A 19,422-nucleotide genomic window follows, 5' to 3' on the forward strand; every position below is an offset into this window, starting at 1 on the left:
AACCAAACTAGTCGAATGTATTTAATTTTTATAAAATAGGGTATGTTAATAGAGTAGACAAATCGACAAAATGAAGGTGGAAAAAAGATGTTTAATGAAGACAATGCTATGATAAGAAATCAAGTTCTTCAAGCGGTAGAGGGATTAACGGATGAACAGTTCAACTTGAAACCTTCAGAAACAGAATGGTCACCGATGCAAATTTTAGATCATCTTCAGTTGATGGAAAAAATCGTTGCAAAGGGGGTTTCTCAAGAACTACAAAAAGAGGAAAGTAAAAAAGCGATAAAAAAACCAATTGGATTAACTATTAGTCGCTCGTTTAAAGTAAAAGCTCCGAAGCATGTCACACCAACAAGTGAATTTGTCACGCTCGAAGATATGAAAGTACGTCTAAACGTCTCGCATAATTTATTGTATGAAGTGTTTAATCAAGCAGATGAGGATCAGTTAAAACAAAAGTCAATGGATCACCCGGTGTTTGGTAAAGTACCTCTAGTTCAGTGGTTTCCTTTCGTAGGTTTACATGAAAAACGTCATTTTAAGCAATTACAAGAGACCTTAAGAAAAATCGATGATGTAACAAAATAGTCATTCGAAAAACTTATCACATTCTATAATTTTAATGTAATTTACTTATGCGGTAGCATTCGGTATGATAGAAGAGGAGAGAAGCGCTGGTTAAGGGCTTTTCAGAAGATTTAAAGGAGGAACTAAAAAATGGCAAAGAGCAGTTTGCACAACAGCCGCACTTCTTTTGAGCTAAATGACAAAACGTATAACTATTATCGTTTAGCTGCATTAGAAGAAGCAGGTATCGCTAAAGTATCACGCCTACCTTATTCGATTAAAGTTCTATTGGAATCTGTATTGCGTCAGCATGACGGATATGTCATCAAAGACGAGCACGTTGAAGAATTAGCAAAATGGGGCAAAGATGCTAACAAAGAAGCAGAAGTTCCATTTAAACCTTCACGCGTTATCTTGCAAGATTTCACAGGAGTACCAGTAGTAGTAGATTTAGCTGCACTTCGTTCAGCTATGGCTGAAATGGGTGGAGACCCGGACAAAATCAATCCTGAAATTCCAGTTGATCTTGTAATTGATCACTCGGTACAAGTTGATAACTATGGTACACAAGATGCACTTCGCATCAACATGGAGCTTGAATTTGAGCGCAACGCTGAACGTTACCAGTTCCTTAGCTGGGCTCAAAAAGCATACGACAACTACCGTGCAGTTCCACCAGCAACTGGTATCGTACACCAAGTAAACCTTGAATACTTGGCAAACGTTGTTCATGCTGTAGAAAACTCAGACGGCACATTCGAAACTTTCCCTGATACATTGTTTGGTACAGATTCTCATACTACAATGATCAACGGAATCGGTGTTCTTGGATGGGGCGTTGGTGGTATTGAAGCTGAAGCAGGAATGCTTGGACAACCTTCATACTTCCCAATTCCAGAAGTTATTGGCGTAAAAATGACGGGTGAACTTCCAAATGGTGCAACTGCTACCGATTTGGCATTAAAAGTTACTCAAACATTACGTAAAAAAGGCGTAGTTGGTAAATTTGTTGAGTTCTTCGGCCCTGGCGTTACCACATTGCCACTTGCTGACCGCGCAACGATTGCCAATATGGCTCCAGAATACGGCGCTACTTGCGGTTTCTTCCCAGTTGATGAAGAAGCACTTGATTACATGCGTTTAACTGCACGTGACGAAGAGCAAATTGCTGTAACGAAAAAATACTTACAAGCAAATGACATGTTCTTTACTGTAGATAACGAAGATCCAATCTACACAGACTTAGTGGAAATTGATCTTTCTGAAATCGAACCAAACCTTGCAGGACCTAAACGTCCACAAGATTTGATTCCTTTATCTCAGATGAAAACTGAGTTTAACAAAGCTGTAACAGGCGAAGAAGGACCACATGGTTTTGCGCTTGATGAAGCAGAAATTGCTAAAACAGCAACGGTTAACTTTAAAGACGGTAGATCTGTTGAGATGAAGACTGGTGCATTAGCAATTGCAGCGATCACATCTTGTACAAACACTTCTAACCCATACGTAATGCTTGGTGCTGGATTAGTAGCGAAAAAAGCAGTAGAAAAAGGTTTAACTCCACCTGCATACGTGAAAACTTCATTAGCGCCAGGATCTAAAGTTGTTACTGGTTACTTGAACGATTCTGGTTTATTGGATTACATGAACCAAATCGGCTTTAACTTAGTAGGATATGGCTGTACGACATGTATCGGTAACTCAGGACCATTGCTTCCAGAAATCGAAGAAGCAATTCTTGATAACGATTTACTAGTATCGTCTGTCTTGTCTGGTAACCGTAACTTTGAAGGACGTATTCACCCTCTAGTTAAAGCAAACTACTTGGCATCTCCAATGCTAGTTGTTGCTTATGCACTTGCTGGTACTGTGGATATCGACTTTGCAGTAGATCCTATCGGTAAAGACAAAGAAGGTAAAGATGTCTTCTTCAAAGACATCTGGCCAACAACTGAAGAAATCAAGAAAACAGTTAAAGATACTGTTACTCCTGAATTGTTCCGTAAAGAATACGAGCACGTATTTAACGAGAACGAAGCATGGAATGCAATTGAAACAAATGACGATTCTTTGTATGAGTTTGATTCGACATCAACTTATATCCAGAACCCGCCATTCTTTGAAGGTCTTTCTAAAGAGCCAGCACCAATCCAAGCGTTATCTGACCTTCGTGTAGTTGCAAAATTCGCAGATTCTATCACGACTGACCACATCTCTCCAGCAGGTGCGATTGGTAAAGATACACCAGCAGGCCTATATCTTCGTGAAAACGGCGTTGAGCCTCGTAACTTTAACTCTTACGGATCTCGTCGTGGTAACCATGAAGTTATGATGCGCGGAACATTCGCTAACATTCGTATCCGTAACCAAGTAGCACCAGATACAACTGGTGGGTACACAACTTACTGGCCAACGGGCGAAACTATGGCGATTTACGATGCAGCTATGAAGTATCAGGAACAAGGCACTGGACTTGTAGTCTTGACTGGTAAAGACTACGGCATGGGCTCTTCTCGTGACTGGGCAGCTAAAGGAACATTCCTTTTAGGCATTAAAACAGTTATCGCAGAAAGCTATGAGCGTATTCACCGCTCTAACTTAGTGATGATGGGTGTTTTACCATTACAATTCGTTAATGGTGAAAGTGCAGATTCTCTAGGGTTGACTGGACGCGAAACAATTAGCGTTAACTTAACTGATGACGTGAAACCACGCGACGTTTTAACTGTGACAGCTACTGCTGAAGACGGTAAAGTTACTGAGTTCCAAGTACTAGCTCGTTTTGATTCTGAAGTAGAAGTAGATTACTTCCGTCACGGCGGTATCTTACAGATGGTGCTACGTAACAAATTACTAGAAGTATAAGATCGACATCAAAAGGCTGTTGGGGAAACCCAGCAGCCTTTTTTATAATTTCACGAAACAGATGCCATACATTCAAAAAGTGTTTTCTTGTATACTAGTTATGAGGTGAAGAAATATGTACATCAGTGAAAAAGAAATTGAAATTCGTTATGCAGAAACAGATCAAATGGGCGTTGTATATCACGCCAATTACATCATATGGCTAGAAATCGGACGGACAAAATTGATTGAAGATATAGGGTTCACCTATGCGGGGATGGAGAAAGATGGCTATATCTCACCCGTACTGGATATTTCCATTCAATACAAAGCTGCTCTTCGTTACGGTCAAAAAGCGTTTGTTCGGACCTGGGTAGAAGAACACGGTCGTTTGCGGACAAAATACGGCTATGAAATTGTTCATGAAGATGGAACAATTGCCGCGACTGCTTTATCCGAGCATGTTGTTGTAAAGAAAGAATCTTTTCGGCCAGTATCCATCCAAAAAGTCTTCCCCGAATGGCATAAAAAATACGAAGAAATTAAAAAGCAGGTGCCTGATGGCGTTCGGAATTAAAAGAGATGAACTCGAACGTTGGAAAAAAGGTGTCGATAGCGGCGACATCTCCTTTTTAACGCATTATTGGGTAGACGACCGCTTTCCTGGTTGTAATACGGTCACAAAAGTAGGGTGCTGTGACTTAGATAAGCTTGAAAATTGGGGCAAGCAGTATGGATTGCAGCGTGAATGGATGGATTTACGTGGTAATTATCCGCATTTCGATTTGTTTGGTGAACGTCAGCGCACAATTTTGCAACATGAAGGCTATTTAGAACAATTGAATAAACTGGAAAAATAAGAGTATGAGTTATTCATTTTCAGTGTGTAGCCAAAAATATGTTGGAATCGATTGATTCCAACATATTTTTTATGTATCAATACATCACAGTTACTACATAGAAAATACTACTTTAAAAGAAACTAAAAACACAAGGCATTACAATGTTTTTAAACAAAAAAGACTATAGCTAACTCGATTTAATCAAGTTTAGCTATAGTCTGACGTAACTTATTCATATTTTATTTTGTGTATGAATAATCAAGTTCGTGTAAGTCATCGTTAACACTGACATCAAGATTGTGACCGTCAAAATACCAAGCATCGCGTTGTTCAACAAAGTAGGTTACATTATCTTGCTCTACTTTAGCCGCAATTTCATTTGGCTGATCTTTAGTAACACCGAGTGAAAAACCGGGCTGCAGCTTGCTTGAACCGCCATAACGGACGAAAAAGCGTACTGCTTCTCCAGATGCTACCTCCATTTCTTTCTTAAACCAATCGAGAGCGTCATTGCTAATGTTAATTTGCATATTACACGTCCTTCCACTGGTTACATCCAGCTGATTTTTGGTTCAGTGCCTGCTCGTATTCGGGCAATATTGCCGCGGTGACGGAAAATAATGAATAGCGCCAATAGATAAATCACCGCCATAAACAAATAATCTGCAGAAAAAATGGCGTAAATAGTAATATAAATGATGAATACGAGAGCTAAAATAATTGATGCTAATGATACCATTTTTGTGATTTTTAATGCAATTAAAAACACGGCTACTGCCATAATAAACAATGGCCATTGATAAGCAATTAAGATACCGCCAGAAGTAGCAACTGCTTTACCACCTTTAAACTTTGCAAATATCGGAAAAATATGTCCGATTACTGCCAACACTCCGAATACTAATGGATGGATATCGGTAGCCATAAAAAGCGGGATTGATGTAGCAGCTGTTCCTTTAAGAATATCCAGTATAGTTACCACGATCCCGGCTTTTTTTCCGAGCGTACGGAACGTGTTGGTAGCTCCTAAATTGCCACTTCCTTGTGTACGAATATCAGTTTTGTAGAATAGTTTTCCAACCCATAAGGCAGAAGGAATCGAGCCAAGTAAGTAAGCTAGTAGTAGGGGAAGCAGTATAGTCATGATGAACTCCTTTACACAACCTTATTTTGTAGTATTAGTTTACCATGACTGAAGTTCTTTAAACAATAGTCGACAGATTATTCAACAGACAGAGCAAAATCGTGTATGATAGAATAAAAGGACAGGTGATCATTTTGGAAAATCCTAGTCGAAACGAAATTAAAAACGTACTTGATCATGCAAAAACAATAGCGGTGGTCGGGCTTAGTCCAAACCCTAGCCGAACATCTTATATCGTATCAGAGGCTATGCAACGTGCAGGCTATCGGATCATTCCGGTAAATCCGTTAGCCGATACGGTATTAGGTGAGAAAAGTTATGGACGATTGAGTGATATAACAGAAAAAGTAGATATCGTTAACGTTTTTCGGCGCAGTGAATTTCTAGAAGACATTGCAAATGAATTTATAAAAATTGACTGTCCAGTGTTTTGGACACAATTAAATGTAGTAGATGAAAACGTATTTAAGCGGTTGACTGATGCAGGGTATACAGTCATCATGGATCGTTGCATCAAAGTAGAATACGCCATTCTGAAATAGGCAGTACCGCTAAAGGGCGCTTAGCGCTCTTTTTCTATGAAGTTTGACAGATGGTCTAGAAATAGCATACGATTAAGATAGAGAGAAACGCGAACAAACGTTTGTTGGAGGGAATTAAATGGCTAAAATTCAAAATACGGCATACAACGAAGAAGCAATTCAAGTACTCGAAGGCTTAGATGCCGTTAGAAAACGTCCGGGTATGTATATTGGTTCGACAGACACTCGTGGACTTCACCATCTAGTCTATGAAATTGTCGATAACTCGGTCGATGAAGCGCTTGCAGGACACGGAGATAAAATTTCTGTAACAATCCACGAAGATAACAGCATCAGTGTTCGAGATTTTGGTCGAGGTATGCCTACAGGGATGCACCGCAGTGGGAAACCTACACCAGAAGTTATATTAACAGTGCTTCATGCTGGAGGAAAATTTGGTCAAGGCGGCTATAAAACAAGTGGTGGGCTTCACGGTGTGGGCGCATCAGTAGTTAATGCTTTGTCCAGTTTTTTAGAAGTGACTATTTATCGCGATGGCAAAAAGTACCGTCAACGCTTTGAAAATGGTGGGAAACCGGTTACTACCTTAGAAGAAATTGGTTCGACAAAAGAAACAGGTACGATGATTCATTTTTTACCTGATGAGTCTATTTTTTCTGTTGCAAAATACAATTATGAAACCCTTTCTGAACGGTTGCGCGAATCTGCATTCTTGTTAAAAGGATTAAAAATTGAGCTCTTTGATCAACGAACAGAAGCGAAAGATGTTTTTCATTACGAAACAGGGATTGAAGCTTTTGTTTCTTACTTGAACGAAGAAAAAGATGTGCTTCATCCAGTTGCCTATATCGAAGGGCAACAAGATGAGATGGAAATCGAATTTTCCTTCCAGTTTAATGATGGGTATTCTGAGACCATTTTATCGTTTGTAAACAATGTTCGTACACGTGATGGTGGAACACATGAAACCGGTGCAAAAGCAGCCATGACACGCGTTTTCAATGATTACGCTCGAAAAATTAACTTGCTAAAAGACAAAGATAAAAACTTAGAAGGCTCTGATATTCGTGAAGGATTAGCAGCGATTATATCAGTACGTATTCCTGAAGCTTTACTGCAGTTTGAAGGACAGACAAAAAGTAAATTAGGAACAAGTGAAGCACGTAGTATCGTAGATTCAGTTGTTTCTCAAAAATTAATGTACTTTTTAGAAGAAAATGCAGATTTAAGTGCTTCGTTAGTTCGAAAAGCCATTCGTGCAGCACAAGCTCGTTTAGCTGCACGTAAAGCTAGAGAAGATGCACGAAACGGTAAAAAACGCAAAAAATCAGATGCTTTATTGTCTGGTAAATTGACACCTGCGCAATCTCGTAATGCGAAGAAAAACGAGCTATACCTAGTAGAGGGTGACTCTGCCGGCGGTTCTGCAAAACAAGGACGCGACAGAACATTCCAAGCAATTTTGCCACTGCGTGGTAAAGTTGTTAACACTGAAAAAGCAAAACTCGAAGAAATTATGAAAAATGAAGAGATCTCAACGATTATCCATGCTATTGGTGGTGGGGTTTCTTCTGACTTTTCGATCGATGACATTGCCTATAACAAAATTATTATCATGACCGATGCCGATACTGATGGGGCGCATATTCAGGTGCTGCTCTTAACGTTCTTTTTCCGTTATATGAAGCCATTGATTGAGGCTGGGAAAATTTTTATCGCGCTTCCTCCACTGTATAAAGTGTCTAGAGGCGTTGGTAAAAAAGAAGTTATCGATTACGCTTGGACAGAATCTGACCTGGATGCCTCGATTAAAAAAGTTGGAAAAGGCTATACACTCCAGCGCTACAAGGGTTTAGGAGAGATGAACGCAGATCAGTTATGGGAAACAACGATGAACCCAGAAACTCGCACATTAATCCGTGTTACGATTGAAGATAGTGCACGCGCAGAACGTGGCATCACAACATTAATGGGCGACAAAGTAGAACCACGTCGTCGTTGGATTGAAAACAATGTCGATTTTGGACTTGAAGAAGATAGTAATATTCTTGAAAATGATTTGATTCACGCTGAGGAGGAACTGGTATGACACAAGCCGAAAGATTTCAAGATTTGCCATTAGAAGAAGTAATTGGCGATCGATTTGGCCGTTACAGTAAATACATTATCCAAGACCGGGCACTTCCAGATGCTCGTGACGGATTAAAACCTGTTCAGCGCCGAATTTTATATGCGATGTACCATGAAGGCAATACCAATGATAAGGCGTTTCGTAAATCAGCCAAAACTGTTGGTAACGTAATCGGTAACTATCATCCACACGGAGATAGCTCTGTTTATGAAGCAATGGTTCGATTGAGTCAAGATTGGAAAATCCGACATATGCTTGTTGAAATGCATGGGAATAACGGTTCGATGGATGGGGACTCGCCTGCTGCGATGCGTTATACGGAAGCACGCCTTTCTGCGATTTCTTCAGAATTGTTACGTGACATAGATAAACGGACAGTGGATTTTATCCCAAACTTTGATGATTCGGATATGGAACCAACTGTTTTACCTGCACGTTTTCCAAACCTTTTAGTAAACGGATCAACCGGTATTTCTGCCGGTTACGCCACAGATATTCCGCCACATGCGCTTCATGAAGTTCTTGATGCTGTTTTAATGCGTATGGATAACCCACAAGCGACAGTTGCTGAGTTGATGACCGTCATTAAAGGGCCAGATTTCCCAACAGGTGGCATTATTCAAGGTGTAGATGGTATCAAAAAAGCGTATGAAACCGGAAAAGGCAAGATTATCGTGCGCTCGAAAGCCGAGATCGAGCCATTAAAAGGCGGAAAAGAACAAATCGTCATTACAGAAATACCTTTTGAAGTCAACAAAGCCAATATGATAAAAAAAATAGATGATCACCGCTTTGACCGTAAGCTTGAAGGTATTTCTGAAGTACGAGATGAGTCGGATCGAACAGGGTTACGCATTGTTATTGAATTGAAAAAAGATGTGCAAGCTCAAGGAATTTTAAGCTATTTGTATAAAAATACCGATTTACAAGTTAGCTATAACTTTAATATGGTGGCAATTTACAAGCGTCGTCCGACAATGATGACCTTGCAAACAATGTTGGATGCCTATATCGAACACCAAAAAGAAGTAATTACAAAACGCTCTGAATTTGATTTGCAAAAAGCTAGTGATCGCATGCACATTGTTGAAGGCTTGATGAAAGCATTATCGATTCTTGATAAAGTTATTAAAACCATCCGTTCGTCTACTGATAAACGTGATGCGAAAAATAACTTAATCTCTGAATTTGATTTTTCAGAAGCACAAGCTGAAGCAATTGTTTCTTTACAACTGTATCGATTGACCAACACAGATATTACCGATTTGCAAAAAGAAGAAGAAAATCTTAAAAAGACGATAGCTGAACTAACGGGAATTTTAACCAGCTCAACGAAGTTAAAAAATGTCATTAAAAAAGAATTGGCCAACATCCGCAAACAATTTGCAGAACCGCGTCGATCGGTTATTGAAGAAAAAATAGAAGAAATTACGATTACACGCGAAATCATGATTCCAAGTGAAGAAGTAGTTGTGACTGTAACTAAAGAGGGATATGTAAAACGAACAAGCACAAGATCATATGCTGCTTCAAATGGCAAAGACTTTGCCATGAAAGATACCGATCATTTATTATTCGAAGGCAATTTGAATACGCAACATACCATTTTGATCTTTACTACTGCAGGAAATTTCGTTTTCCAGCCGATCAATGAATTGCCTGATATTAAATGGAAAGACCTCGGACAGCATTTATCAAGTATTATTCAATTAGATGCAAACGAATCAGTACTTGCTGTTTATCCTTTTGAAAACTTTGATGCAGATGCTAGTATTTTGACTGTTTCTAAATTAGGGCAAGTCAAACGGTCTGCACTAAAAGATTATCAAATTCAACGTTATTCACGTACTGTGAAAACAATGAAATTGAAATCTGGAGACGCTATGATTTACGCGGGATTGGTGACGACTGAAACTGAGCTATTCATAGGTACAAAACAAGCTTATGGTGTACGCTTCCCACTTGAAGAAGTTCCACTTACTGGACTCCGAACAGGTGGCGTGAAAGGTGTAAACTTAAAAGGCGATGATGAAGCTGTTTCAGCTATCTTAATCAACCCACAAGTTAAACAAGAATTAGTGCTCATTACTCACCGGGGTGCAGCTAAAAAAATGAAGCTTGATGAATTTGAAAGTGGTGGACGTGCGAAGCGTGGCGTAGTTATGCTTCGTGAGTTAAAATCAAATCCTCACCGTGTAGTATCCGTAATAGGAGCAACTGGAAAAGAAGAAATGATTTTAGAAACAGCTAAAGGTGTTCATATTCCATTAATAGCAAATTCATTAAAGAATGTAGATCGTTATTCAAACGGTTCATTCATAGCGGATGAATCAACAGATGGACAAGTAGTAGAAGCTTATCTTTTGAATAAAAAAGAATAAAATGAATAAACCGCTCTTCTGTTTACGGGAGAGCGGTTTATTTTTTATTCAGCAAATGTTAATATTCACTGAATGATTAACCGGAAAATATTCATTCATTATAAAGTTGTATAGGTTTGAATAGTGCATTTAAATCAATACAATCATTGGTTACTGGGGTATTAATACTCTCCAAACTTTCTTCTAATTGTCAAAATCTTCTCGACAATTATATACTTTTATGTGTTAGAGTAGTGAGATAAATAAAAATAAGAGGGTGACAACTATGACTAAGAGCAACATCAAAGAGCTCGACAGAAAAGAAATAGTAACGAAGGTATCGGTAGAAGAAATTATGGTAGCCAACCAGGCGCTCAAAGACGTTGTCATCAAGACACCTTTGCAAAAAAATGAACTGCTCTCAGCACGTTACGAATGCAATGTCTATTTAAAAAGAGAAGACTTACAAGTTGTCCGATCTTTTAAACTGCGAGGAGCATATAATTTCATCCGTAGCTTGAATGCAGTAGAACGGGATAAAGGCGTTGTCTGTGCTAGTGCTGGTAATCATGCGCAAGGGGTAGCGTATTCATGTTTTGCTCTTGGCATCGAAGGAAAAATATTTATGCCTTTAACAACACCTCGTCAAAAAGTATCTCAAGTTAAACGTTTCGGCGGCGATCAAGTATCGGTGGTCTTAGTAGGAGATACGTTTGACGATTCATTCGCAGCGGCGATGGAATATTGTACATCCGAAGAAAAGGTATTTGTTCATCCATTCAACGATACGCGTGTCATTGCTGGACAAGGAACTGTCGCAGTCGAAGTGTTAAATGATATGCAAGAACCTGTCGACTATATGTTTTGCGCAATTGGTGGTGGCGGTTTAACTGCTGGCGTCGGATCTTATTTAAAAGGAATCAGTCCCAGAACAAAGTTGGTGGGTGTGGAACCAGCAGGAGCTGCAAGCATGAAAACCTCATTGGCAAATGGCAAGGTAACGCGTTTAAACACAATAGATACGTTTGTAGACGGTGCAGCAGTCAAGCAAGTTGGGGATTTGACGATGGCGATTTGTACAGATGTTTTAGATGATATTGCACTAGTTCCCGAGGGCAAGGTTTGTACAACGATTTTGCAACTTTATAACGAAAATGCAATTGTTGCTGAACCAGCTGGCGCCTTATCGGTAGCTGCTTTAGATTTTTATAAAGATGAAATTAAAGGGAAAAACATTGTTTGCGTAATTAGCGGAGGCAATAACGATATTGAACGAATGCAAGAAATTAAAGAGAAGTCCTTGATCTATGAAGGACTCAAGCATTATTTTATCGTTACTTTCCCGCAACGTGCTGGTGCGCTTCGTAAGTTTATGGGACAAGTACTTGGTGAAACAGATGACATTACTCATTTTGAATACACCAAGCGCACAAATCGCGACGAAGGACCTGTACTCGTCGGTATTGAACTGAAAAGTCCAGAAGACTATGAGCCACTTGTTAAACGCATGACCGAAAGTGGTTTTCCGTATAAAGACATTAATAACGATTCTCTATTGTTTAATTTATTGATTTAAGGACATGGAAAGGACGATCTACTCAAAAGAGTGGATCGTCCTTTTTTTATATAGTGGAGAATATCAAATAGTTAAAATGATATAGTTAAGACAATGAAGAAAATGGAGTGATTTACATGGAGAAAAGGTGTTTATGGGCTCAAAGTAATGCGCTAATGCAAAGTTATCATGACGAGGAATGGTGCATACCAAGTCGAGACGATCGATACATTTTCGAAATGCTCAACTTAGAGGGTGCACAAGCTGGTTTGTCGTGGAATATTGTGTTGTCCAAACGCCAAGCTTACCAAGAAGCTTTTCAGCATTTTGACATACAGTATTGCGCGCAATTGTCAGAAGAAGACTTAGCCTTTATCAAAGAACATTTCGGGGTTATCAAACACAGTGCGAAATTGAAATCTGTTCGATCTAATGCACAAGCAGTTATTCGGATCCAAAAAGAATGGGGAAGCTTTGCTAATTTTTTGTGGAGCTTTTCAAATGACCAGGTGATCGACAATATCTGGCTGAGCGATGCTCAAATACCAGCTCAATCTGCTATATCCGTTCAGCTCAGCAAAGAGTTGAAAAAAAGAGGATTTAAATTTGTAGGGCCTGTAACAACTTACTCGTTCATGCAAGCAATTGGTATGGTAAATGACCACATTGAAAATTGTATTAGCCGTTCTTCAAGCGACAAGTAAAACTCGAGTTGTACAGAAAATTTTACATGCACAAGGGATTTCCAGATAAATGCAGAATACAGGTAAAGAAGGTAAAAGATTATAAGTTGCTTGAAAGGGTTAGGTTTTAAATAGAGTTGTTTTTCTTGCTAGAGCTTATGCTGTGACTAAGGTAAACTAAGAGATAAGAATAGTCTTTTTGATTCGACTAAATACAATAAACATTAGACATGAAACTATAAGGAGGAGACAAAATGGTTAACTTAAAATACTTAGATTTATTAGCGCAAAACTACGATTGTGAAGAAAAAGTCGCTACTGAAATCATTAACCTTGAGTCCATATTGGATCTACCTAAAGGAACGGAACATTTTGTCAGTGATTTGCACGGAGAGTTTCAGGCGTTTCAGCACGTATTACGTAATGGATCTGGAAACGTAAAAGTTAAAATTAAGGATTTATTTAAAAATGAATTAAGTGAAGAAGAGTTGAACGAATTTGCGACGCTAGTTTATTATCCAGAAGAGAAGCTACTCATGACTAAAAGTCAGTTTAACAGCAAAGCAGAGCTGCATGAATGGTACATAGAGGTAATTGAGCGGCTGTTAAAACTGATTGCGTACGCTTCTTCTAAATACACACGTTCAAAATTGAGAAGAGCGTTACCCGATCAATTTGTTTATATTATCGAAGAACTCTTGTATAAAACAGATGAATTTAAAAACAAAAAAGAGTATTACGCAAAAATGGTTGCACAAATTATATCTTTAGGACAAGCGGACAAATTGATCGTTGGGTTAGCGTATACCACTCAGCGGTTAGTTGTCGATCATGTACATGTAGTAGGAGATATTTATGACAGAGGACCAGATCCGCATAAGATCGTGGACACGCTTATCGATTACCATTCAGTTGATGTTCAATGGGGGAACCACGATGCTCTATGGATAGGAGCCTTTGCTGGTTCAAAAGTATGCTTAGCTAATATTTTGCGTATTTGTGCACGCTATAATAACTTGGATATTATTGAAGATGTATATGGCATTAACTTACGGCCGTTATTAAACTTGGCTGAAAAATACTATGATGACAATCCAGCTTTTCGACCGAAAAGAATTTCAGATGAAAAAATGACAGAGCAAGAGCAGCTGCAAATTACTAAAATTCATCAGGCAATTTCGATTATCCAGTTTAAGCTCGAAAGCCCCATAATCAAAAGACGTCCATGCTTTGACATGAGAGATCGGTTATTGCTTGAAAAAGTTGATTATGAAAAAAATGAAGCAACAATACATGGCAAGACTTATCCCTTAGAAAATACGTGTTTTGCGACCATTAATCCTGAGCAACCAGATGAATTGTTAGAAGAAGAACAACAAGTTATCGATAAATTGTTGTTTTCGGTTCAACATTCCGAAAAGCTCGCAAGGCACATGAATTTCTTGATTAAAAAAGGCAGTTTGTATTTGAAATACAACGGCAACTTACTTATCCATGGGTGCATTCCACTAGATGAAGATGGCAATATGGAGAAAATGGAGATCGAAGGAAAATCATACGCAGGTCGTGAGCTACTCGATGTGTTTGAACGATATTTACGTACTTCATTTGCGCATCCAGAAGAAACAGATGATTTTGCGACAGATATGGTTTGGTATTTATGGACAGGTGAATATTCATCGTTGTTTGGTAAACGCGAAATGACAACATTTGAGCGTTATTTTATTAACGATAAAGAAACACATAAAGAGCGTAAAAACCCTTATTATTATTTACGTGAAGACGAAGAAATTTGTCGGAAAATCCTCACTGAATTTGATATGAATCCTGATCATGGTCGGATCATAAATGGTCATACGCCTGTTAAAGAGCGGGACGGTGAGAATCCAATCAAGGCTAATGGTAAAATGCTCGTAATCGATGGTGGGTTCTCAAAAGCCTATCAGTCAACTACAGGGATTGCCGGATATACGTTGCTTTATAATTCTTACGGTATGCAACTAGTCGCTCACCAATTGTTTAATTCGAAAGAAGAAGTTTTGCAAAATGGGACAGATGTATTGTCCGTGAAACGATTGGTTGATGAAGAAGTTGAACGCAAAAAAGTAAAAGAAACCAATATTGGCGAATCTCTCTTGCAGGAAATTTATAATTTAAATAGTTTGAGAGAATATCGTTATATGAAGTCGGTTAGAAAATAGTAGAAGAATGGAAAAGAAGATGTATATCTATATACCTCTTCTTTTTTGTGTTTTAAAAGCAATTAAAAATACCGGTAGTTAAAAAGGAATGGGAAGGAAAAAATAATTAGTACAAAACTCTTTAAGATAAACCTGGATAATAATATACTGTATAGAATAGCTAACTTTAACTAGACATTGATAAACAATAATTAACATAGATGAAGAGCGGAGCGAATAACCATGTTTATAGAACAAGTAAGATATTCAAGACTGGCAGAAATAACGAGAATCATTAACACCAAGCTGGAATTAGCAGACATGCTACAACATGTCGCAACAGCTATCTCTGAAGAAATTGTTCAGTGTGATTCTATTGGGATCTATCTTCCCGATAGCGAAGGCGTTTTTCGAGCTGTAGCAGGAAAACCTGAAGCTATTGATAGTAACGCCTTGTCTTCTCAAAGAATAGATTTTGATAAAGATCTCTTAGCAAATGAAATTGCCACTACAAAAAGAGTGATTTATATTCCAGATACTTCAGTAGATACACGACCACATCCTGGAGCAGTTGCTGCGTTTAATGTCAAATCTCTTTTAGGTCTTCCAATTACCTACGAGCAACATTTATACGGTCTGGTATTCTTATTCGATAATGGAAAGAAAATGGAGTTAACCGAACTACAAATTCAAAGTGTTGAAGCTTATGTCAATATGGCTGCAGTGGCCATTCAAAATGCCGCTAATCTTAAACAAAAAGAACAACTTCTTGCTGAAAAACAAATGCTGCTCGATGCAAACAATGAGCTTGCTAATTGTTCGACTGTGAACGAAAGCTTAAAAACGTGTTTTCGTTATATAGAGAATGTCATAAGCTGTAAAAATATCGCCGTTTTTTTAAGAAATCCTATGTTTACAAGCAAAGTTGATTTTCAACAAATGAACATAGAATCAGAATGGACAAAACCAGAGTGGGAAAGAATTATTGATGACTTTCAGTCAAATACAAATTCAGAAACAGTTGTCAAAGAAATAATCACTAAAAAAAATATACGTTATGTACCTAATGAAGGAAATTGCCGATTAATTCTCATTCCCTTTCTTTCCAAAGGAGAAGTTATAGGGATTATCGCGATCGCTTGTTCATTGAATAAGGTGCAGTCTTACGAAAAATCGCAAATTAATTTAGCACAATCCATTATTAATGCTACGGCAATTACAATTTCAAATTTGACTTATATGGACCAACTTGAGCATCGCGTTCGAGATCGTACGCTTGAATTGGCTAATGCGAACGAAAAAGTAACAAGTGTTATCGAAAGCATTACGGATGGTTTTTTTGCATTAAATGAAAACTGGGAATTTATCTATATTAATAACCACCAACCTCTGCCAGAAGGGCGGACAGCTGAGAATGTACTAGGTGAAAAAGTATGGTCTGTTTTTCCCGAACGATTTAATGCAGTTATGTACGAAGAGTTTTCTAGAGCAATGCTAAAAAGAGTGCCTTCTCGTTTTGAAATTTCTTCTGTTGAAGATGGCTATAGTTATGATATTGTCGCCTATCCCTTTGATGAAGGTATTTGTTGCATGTGTAAAAACACAACCGATTTGAAAATTTATGAAAATGAGCTAAAGCGACTTTCAAATTTAGAACTTATTGGACAAATGGCTGCAGGAATCAGTCACGAAATTCGAAATCCAATGACTACCGTTCGCGGTTTTTTACAATTGCTTACAGATAATGAAGGGTTAGAAAGCTATAATTCTTATTTTAATCTTATGATAGAAGAATTGGACCGAGCAAACTCCATTATTTCAGAATTTTTATCGGTAGGTAATACGAGGTCATCAGATTTGAAAATGCAAAATTTAAACGCAATCCTTACCGATATTGCTCCCTTGCTAAAAATTGATACGTTCAGTCAAAATAAGTTTATCGAAATTGAAACAATGGATTTACCTGACTTGCTACTAAATCGAAATGAAATCCGTCAATTGCTTATTAATATTTGTCGAAATGGATTAGAAGCGATGCAACCAGGGGAAATGTTGTCTATTCGTACGTATTTAGAAAATGGAAATATGATTGTTCTTGAAATAGAGGATGAAGGCGAAGGGATGAGTGAAGAAGTGTTAAAGAAAATCGGCACTCCTTTTTATACCACCAAAGATAACGGAACAGGTCTTGGACTTGGTGTTTCTTATGCGATTGCTGCTCGGCATAAAGCAAAAATTGACGTGCAGTCAGGGATTGAAGGAACCATCTTCTCATTCAGATTCCCATTATAAAAAATAATTGAAATTAAATAATCTATGCCGAAACTAGAAGACGATAGACAAATAGAATTTGTCTGTCGTCTTTTTTGAAAAGTAAAATGCTCACCTGTGTGAACTTCTAGTATTTACTAAAAAGTCTGTCCATTCTTTATCAGTCTATTATAATAGGATAAAGGCAAGAACCGAAAGGAGAAAAGTATATTGACTAAACTAAGTGCCGATATCGTAACTCCCAAACATATATTATCTGCAGCAGCAATCGTATTAAATGATCAAGGAGAGTTATTACTCATAAAAGGACCTCGACGGGGATGGGAGATGCCCGGTGGCCAAGTAGAAGAAGGGGAGTCCCTAATAGAGGCAGCAATTCGCGAAGTGAAAGAAGAAACAGGAATTGATATTGAAATTCAGAAGTTTTGTGGTGTTTTTCAAAATGTGGAACACTCTATTTGCAGTACGTTATTTTTAGCGAAACCAATCGGAGGCACGTTCACAACCTCGACCGAAAGTTTAGTAGTCGGATTTTATCCGATTGCCACAGCACTGGAAATGGTGACATGGAGAAACTTCAAGGAAAGAATCGAGTATTGTCTCGATGAACGCAAGCAGCCATTTTGTATTGATTTTTAAACAGATAAATACCAAGAGCTAAAATTTTGCTCTTGGTATTTACTTGTTATTTCTAGTCTTTAAGGTCTTTGATTAACTTTTTCATTTCAGCAATTTCTTTTCGCTGCGCTTCTATAATTGAGTCTGCCAATTCTTGAACGCGGGGGTCTGAAAAAGTGGCCCGCTCACTCGTCAAAATTGCAATCGAATGGTGAGGAATCATGGCTTCCATCCACTTAACATCTTCGATTAAAGTTTGACTGCGTACTAGCCATAAAGACAGCGCAAATACAACAGCACTTATCGTAAGAATAAATGTATTGGCTTTTTTGTTTTTGTACATTGGCCACATGAAGAGCAGCATAACAATCGCCATAGTGGATCCCATAATCAATGCCATATAGACGCGTGTTTCACTATAAAAAATGTGATCTAATTGAAATGTATTTAAAAAAGTTAACCAATACATAATAAAAGCTGAAGTCACGATCATGACACCGAACTTCACATAAGCATTCATGAATAAATCTCCTCCTTTAGAATTAGGTTGCTCAAGAGCTAAGCTTATTATTTATATACCTTGATATTTTTTGAATAAACTCCACAAAAACTGCACAAATATGCTAGAGATCAACTTTTTCACACAGAAATCATTTAAACATGAATCTGAATAAATGAAATAATAAAAATGTTATGATTATATAATGAAGACAATTACTTTTAATAGGCTGTAACTAGTGTATTAGGTGACAGAGGAGAGTGATAAATTGAAAGAAAAAATAATTTTTTCTTTATTGGTCGTTTTAACTACGGGATTGATGGGGTCATCTTTTGTAGTAGCGAAAATAGGCTTGAATTACATATCGCCTCTATTATTGGCAGGTATACGATTTACGATTGCTGGTAGTATAATGATTTTCTTTGTCTTAATATTTAAAAGAAAACATCCTGAAAATTTAGCGACTTGGGGAAAAATCATTCTAATTGGAGCAGTACAAACCGCAGGAGTGATGGGAGCTATTTTTCTAAGCTTGCGCACCATTACATCCGGTGAATCCGCAATTTTAACATTTATGAATCCTTTACTAGTGGTACTGATTGGCACATTGGCACTCGGCATGCGTTATCGAATTGTTCAATGGATAGGTGTCTTAGTGGGATTTGCGGGTGTTTTTGTGACTATGGGAAGCCACTTGGATCTACAAATCGGCACATTGCTTGGATTTTTAAGTGCAGTATTTTGGGCTGTCGGCACATTGCTCATTAAAAAATGGGGTGGCCCAATAGATATGTGGGTGTTGACTGCTTATCAAATGTTGTTTGGTGGTCTCATTTTATTATTCGGATCGATGTTTTTAGAAAATGCCTATATTGTCATAAATACAACATCGGTGGCAATTTTATTGTGGTTGTCGATTCCTGCTTCGATCGTTCAGTTTACAATTTGGTTTTATTTGTTGCAAAAAGGGGATTCTGGCAAAGTCAGTGCCTTTTTATTTTTAGCACCTTTTTTTGGCATTGTATCTGGCTGGCTTGTTTTAGGAGAGTCGATTGGGTTGCCGTTATTATTCGGGGGCAGTTTAATTTTTTCTGGAATTTTCTTAGTCAACTGGCCAGAAAAACGAGTGCCTGTGAAAGTGACAATATAGCTCATCTAAATTAGTCGGAAAGAAAGGAGGCAC

At 38.1% G+C, this 19,422-nt stretch carries 16 protein-coding genes; 13 read left to right on the top strand and 3 right to left on the bottom strand.

The window, feature by feature from the left end:
* Nucleotides 1–87 precede the first annotated feature (87 nt).
* The 4 genes from PLANO_RS07260 (at nucleotide 88) to PLANO_RS07275 (ending at nucleotide 4,274) form a co-directional block, all read left to right on the top strand.
* Nucleotides 88–591: a DinB family protein gene (locus tag PLANO_RS07260; protein WP_038703799.1), complete on the top strand. Its 504-nt coding sequence runs from the start codon at nucleotides 88–90 to the stop codon at nucleotides 589–591.
* A gap of 129 nt (nucleotides 592–720) precedes the next feature.
* Nucleotides 721–3,435 (top strand): aconitate hydratase AcnA, encoded by a 2,715-nt coding sequence (acnA, locus tag PLANO_RS07265; protein WP_038703801.1) that lies wholly within the window; start codon nucleotides 721–723, stop codon nucleotides 3,433–3,435.
* Nucleotides 3,436–3,550: 115 nt separating this feature from the next.
* Entirely contained in the window at nucleotides 3,551–3,991 is a 441-nt protein-coding gene (locus PLANO_RS07270) for an acyl-CoA thioesterase (protein WP_038703803.1), read from the top strand.
* Nucleotides 3,975–4,274, top strand: a complete 300-nt coding sequence (locus PLANO_RS07275; RefSeq protein ID WP_038703804.1) for a hypothetical protein — start codon at nucleotides 3,975–3,977, stop codon at nucleotides 4,272–4,274. The genes PLANO_RS07270 and PLANO_RS07275 overlap by 17 nt, the downstream gene beginning before the upstream one ends.
* 221 nt (nucleotides 4,275–4,495) lie before the next feature.
* Here the strand turns inward: PLANO_RS07275 and PLANO_RS07280 are convergent, their stop codons facing one another.
* Together PLANO_RS07280 and plsY are read right to left on the bottom strand one after the other, a co-directional pair.
* Nucleotides 4,496–4,786 carry a HesB/YadR/YfhF family protein gene (locus PLANO_RS07280; RefSeq protein ID WP_038703806.1) on the bottom strand — a complete coding sequence of 97 codons (291 nt, stop codon included), beginning with the start codon at nucleotides 4,784–4,786 and terminating at the stop codon, nucleotides 4,496–4,498.
* Nucleotides 4,787–4,806: 20 nt separating this feature from the next.
* Nucleotides 4,807–5,400, bottom strand: coding sequence for a glycerol-3-phosphate 1-O-acyltransferase PlsY (plsY, locus tag PLANO_RS07285; protein WP_038703807.1), 594 nt, complete (start codon nucleotides 5,398–5,400; stop codon nucleotides 4,807–4,809).
* Between the two features lie 128 nt (nucleotides 5,401–5,528).
* Between plsY and PLANO_RS07290 the strand changes: the two genes are divergently transcribed.
* The 8 genes from PLANO_RS07290 (at nucleotide 5,529) to PLANO_RS07325 (ending at nucleotide 17,761) form a co-directional block, all read left to right on the top strand.
* Entirely contained in the window at nucleotides 5,529–5,942 is a 414-nt protein-coding gene (locus PLANO_RS07290) for a CoA-binding protein (RefSeq protein WP_038705406.1), read from the top strand.
* Between the two features lie 118 nt (nucleotides 5,943–6,060).
* Nucleotides 6,061–8,031, top strand: a complete 1,971-nt coding sequence (gene parE / locus PLANO_RS07295) for a DNA topoisomerase IV subunit B (protein ID WP_038703808.1) — start codon at nucleotides 6,061–6,063, stop codon at nucleotides 8,029–8,031.
* A complete protein-coding gene (parC, locus tag PLANO_RS07300; RefSeq protein ID WP_038703809.1) occupies nucleotides 8,028–10,454 on the top strand; it encodes a DNA topoisomerase IV subunit A in 2,427 nt (808 codons plus the stop codon). The genes parE and parC overlap by 4 nt, the downstream gene beginning before the upstream one ends.
* Nucleotides 10,455–10,719: 265 nt before the next feature.
* A complete protein-coding gene (gene ilvA / locus PLANO_RS07305; protein ID WP_038703810.1) occupies nucleotides 10,720–12,009 on the top strand; it encodes a threonine ammonia-lyase IlvA in 1,290 nt (429 codons plus the stop codon).
* Between the two features lie 116 nt (nucleotides 12,010–12,125).
* Nucleotides 12,126–12,692 (top strand): DNA-3-methyladenine glycosylase I, encoded by a 567-nt coding sequence (locus PLANO_RS07310; protein ID WP_038703811.1) that lies wholly within the window; start codon nucleotides 12,126–12,128, stop codon nucleotides 12,690–12,692.
* A 233-nt stretch (nucleotides 12,693–12,925) separates the two neighbouring features.
* Entirely contained in the window at nucleotides 12,926–14,872 is a 1,947-nt protein-coding gene (locus PLANO_RS07315; protein ID WP_038703813.1) for a fructose-bisphosphatase class III, read from the top strand.
* Nucleotides 14,873–15,094: 222 nt separating this feature from the next.
* Nucleotides 15,095–17,143 (top strand): GAF domain-containing sensor histidine kinase, encoded by a 2,049-nt coding sequence (locus PLANO_RS07320; RefSeq protein WP_038703815.1) that lies wholly within the window; start codon nucleotides 15,095–15,097, stop codon nucleotides 17,141–17,143.
* 189 nt (nucleotides 17,144–17,332) lie between these two features.
* Entirely contained in the window at nucleotides 17,333–17,761 is a 429-nt protein-coding gene (locus PLANO_RS07325) for an NUDIX hydrolase (protein ID WP_038703816.1), read from the top strand.
* 52 nt (nucleotides 17,762–17,813) lie between these two features.
* On the opposite strand, the gene PLANO_RS07330 is transcribed toward PLANO_RS07325, so the two are convergent.
* On the bottom strand, nucleotides 17,814–18,260 hold the full coding sequence (locus tag PLANO_RS07330; protein ID WP_038703817.1) for a DUF305 domain-containing protein: 447 nt from the start codon (nucleotides 18,258–18,260) through the stop codon (nucleotides 17,814–17,816).
* Nucleotides 18,261–18,507: 247 nt separating this feature from the next.
* Here PLANO_RS07330 and PLANO_RS07335 point away from each other — a divergent pair, with 247 nt between their 5' ends.
* Complete coding sequence (locus PLANO_RS07335; RefSeq protein WP_038703819.1) at nucleotides 18,508–19,389, top strand: DMT family transporter; 882 nt, start codon at nucleotides 18,508–18,510, stop codon at nucleotides 19,387–19,389.
* Nucleotides 19,390–19,422 lie beyond the last annotated feature (33 nt).

The sequence above is a fragment of the Planococcus sp. PAMC 21323 genome (assembly GCF_000785555.1).
Taxonomy (GTDB): domain Bacteria; phylum Bacillota; class Bacilli; order Bacillales_A; family Planococcaceae; genus Planococcus.